Origin of the sequence: Actinophytocola sp. (assembly GCF_036002505.1) — a bacterium.
Taxonomy (GTDB): domain Bacteria; phylum Actinomycetota; class Actinomycetes; order Mycobacteriales; family Pseudonocardiaceae; genus DASYTH01.
Genome location: NZ_DASYTH010000110.1, coordinates 1 through 2,953, shown reverse-complemented (window position 1 = coordinate 2,953; position 2,953 = coordinate 1). Strand labels below are relative to the sequence as shown.

Below are 2,953 nucleotides of genomic sequence, written 5' to 3'. Positions count from 1 at the left end.
GCGAGCCTGCGGTCGAGCACCGCCTTCTCCATCTTGAACTCGGGGATGCCGTAGCGGAGCAGACCTCCGATCCGGTCAGCACGCTCATAGACGGTGACGGCGTGCCCGGCTCGGGCGAGCTGCTGCGCGGCAGCCAGCCCGGCAGGGCCGGACCCCACCACCGCGACGACACGACCCGTCGGCCTGGGCGGGGGATGGGCCGCCGCCCACCCGGCGTCGAGCGCGCGATCGGCGATCGCGAGCTCCACATTCTTGATAGTCACCGGCTCGGCCGCAATCCCCAGGACGCATGCGGCTTCGCACGGTGCTGGGCACAACCGCCCGGTGAACTCAGGGAAGTTGTTCGTCGCGTGCAGCCGGTCCGCCGCCTCCTCCCAGCGATCGGTGCGGACCAGGTCGTTCCACTCTGGGATGAGGTTCCCGAGGGGACATCCGGTGTGGCAGAAGGGGATACCGCAGTCCATACATCGGCCGGCCTGCTTGGACACGATCGGCAGCAGCGCGCCCGGCTCGTACACCTCCCGCCAGTCGCGGACCCTTACACGCACAGGCCGGCGCGGTGGCAGCTCCCGAGGGGTGGTGAGGAAGCCGCGAGGATCGGCCATGAGCTACCTCCCACCCAGTGCGGCAACCACAGGGCCGGGGTCCCCGCGGAAACGCGCAGCGTGTTCGTGGGGTGGCAGGCCGCGTAGATCAGCCATGCGCGGCCTCCATCATCAGCTCGGTGGCGGCATCGTCGGACAGACCGTCACGCTCGGCTGCTGCGCGCGCTGCGAGCACCCGCTTGAAATCCTCTGGCATGACCTTGGTGAACCGCCGCATGGCCTCCGGCCAGTCGGCGAGCAGCGCTGCGGCAACCGACGACTCGGTCTCCTCACCGTGGCGCCGGACGAGTTCGAGCAGCTCGGTCTCGTCGGTCTGGTCCAGCGGCCCGAGGCCCACCATTGCGGCGTTGACAAGTGACGGGTCCAGGTCGAGAACGTAGGCCACCCCGCCGGACATGCCGGCGGCAAAGTTGCGGCCGACCCGGCCGAGAACGACCACCAGCCCGCCGGTCATGTATTCGCAGCCATGGTCCCCGACACCTTCGACGACGGCGGTTGCGCCGGAGTTGCGTACGCAGAACCGCTCCCCGGCCAGGCCCCGTACGAAGAGCTCGCCGCCGGTCGCGCCGTAGGCCACCACGTTGCCGGCGACCACGTTGTGCTCTGCGGCGAATGGCGCCGCCCGGTCCGGGCGCACCACGACCCGACCGCCGGACAGACCCTTGGCGAGGTAGTCGTTGGCATCCCCCTCGAGCCGCAGGGTGACTCCCGCAGGCAGGAATGCGCCGAACGACTGTCCGGCCGAGCCGATGAAGGTGAAGTCGATCGTCTCGTCCGGCAGCCCGGCGCCGGCGTACCGCTTGGTCACCTCGTGGCCGAGCATTGTCCCGACGGTGCGATTGATGTTGCGGATCGGCAGTTGCGCACGCACCGGCTCGCCCGCGTGGAGCGCGGGCCGCGCCAAACTGATGAGCTGCTGGTCCAGCGCCCTCGTCAACCCGTGGTCCTGGATGGTTGTGCATCGTCGAGTCGCGTCCGCCACGCGCTCAGGAACATGCAGGATCGGGGTCAGGTCGAGACCGGCGGCCTTCCAGTGGTCCACGGCCTGGGAGGTATCGAGCAGCTCGGCCAGGCCGACCGCTTCGGAGATGCTGCGGAAGCCAAGGGCGGCGAGATACTCGCGTACCTCCTGGGCGATGAACTCGAAGAATGTCTCGACGAACTCCGGCTTCCCGGTGAATCGCGTGCGCAGCTCGGGATTCTGGGTCGCGACCCCGACCGGGCAGGTGTCGAGGTGACACACCCGCATCATGACGCACCCGGAGACGACCAGCGGTGCGGTCGCGAATCCGAACTCCTCAGCGCCGAGCAGGGCGGCCACAATGACGTCCCGGCCGGTTTTGAGCTGGCCGTCGGTCTGCACGACGATGCGGTCGCGCAGGCCGTTGAGGAGCAGCGTCTGCTGGGTCTCGGCCAGCCCGAGTTCCCACGGTGCTCCGGCGTGCTTGATGCTGGTCAGCGGGGATGCGCCGGTCCCGCCGTCGTGCCCGGAGATGAGGACTACATCGGCATGTGCCTTGGACACGCCTGCCGCGACGGTTCCGACGCCGACTTCGGCGACCAGCTTCACGTGGATCCGCGCGATCGGGTTGGAGTTCTTCAGGTCGTGAATGAGCTGGGCGAGGTCCTCGATCGAGTAGATGTCGTGGTGCGGCGGCGGTGAGATGAGCCCGACGCCCGGCGTCGAGTACCGCGTCTTGGCGATCCACGGATAGACCTTTGGGCCGGGCAGCTGTCCGCCCTCGCCGGGCTTCGCGCCCTGCGCCATTTTGATCTGCAGGTCGCTCGCGTTGGTGAGGTATTCGGCGGTGACGCCGAACCGTCCGCTGGCGACCTGCTTGACCGCCGACCGCCGCAGCGGGTCGTGTAGCCGGTCGGGGTCCTCGCCGCCCTCACCCGTGTTGGAGCGGCCGCCGAGCCGGTTCATCGCGATGGCGAGCGTCTGATGAGCCTCCAAGGAGATGGAGCCGTATGACATCGCACCCGTGTTGAACCGCTTGACGATCTCGCTCACCGGCTCGACCTCGTCGATCGGCACCGGCGACCGCAGCCCGTTCCTGAGCTGGAAAAGGCCGCGCAGGGTCATCAGGCGTGCCGACTGCTCGTCGACGCGCTGCGTGTACTGCTTGAAGATCTCGTACTGCCGGGTCCTGGTGGCGTGCTGCAGCCGGAAGACCGTCTCCGGATCGAAGAGGTGCGGCTCGCCTTCCCGCCGCCACTGGTACTCGCCACCGACCTCGAGCCTGCGGTGCGGCGCCGTTCTGCCGTACGCCCGCTGGTGCCTGCGCCGCACCTCCTCAGCGATCTCGTCGAGCCCGATGCCGCCGAGCCGGGACGTCGTACCGGTG

The 2,953-nt window shown here is 68.9% G+C and carries 2 protein-coding genes; both read right to left on the bottom strand.

The annotated features are described in order from the left end of the window. The coding region (locus VGR06_RS08760; protein ID WP_327558477.1) for an FAD-dependent oxidoreductase at window positions 1-605 on the bottom strand (605 nt) is incomplete at its 3' end. 88 nt (window positions 606-693) lie between these two features. Continuing rightward, window positions 694-2,953 (bottom strand): glutamate synthase-related protein (locus VGR06_RS08755; RefSeq protein ID WP_327558476.1); only part of this gene is annotated, 2,260 nt, incomplete at its 5' end.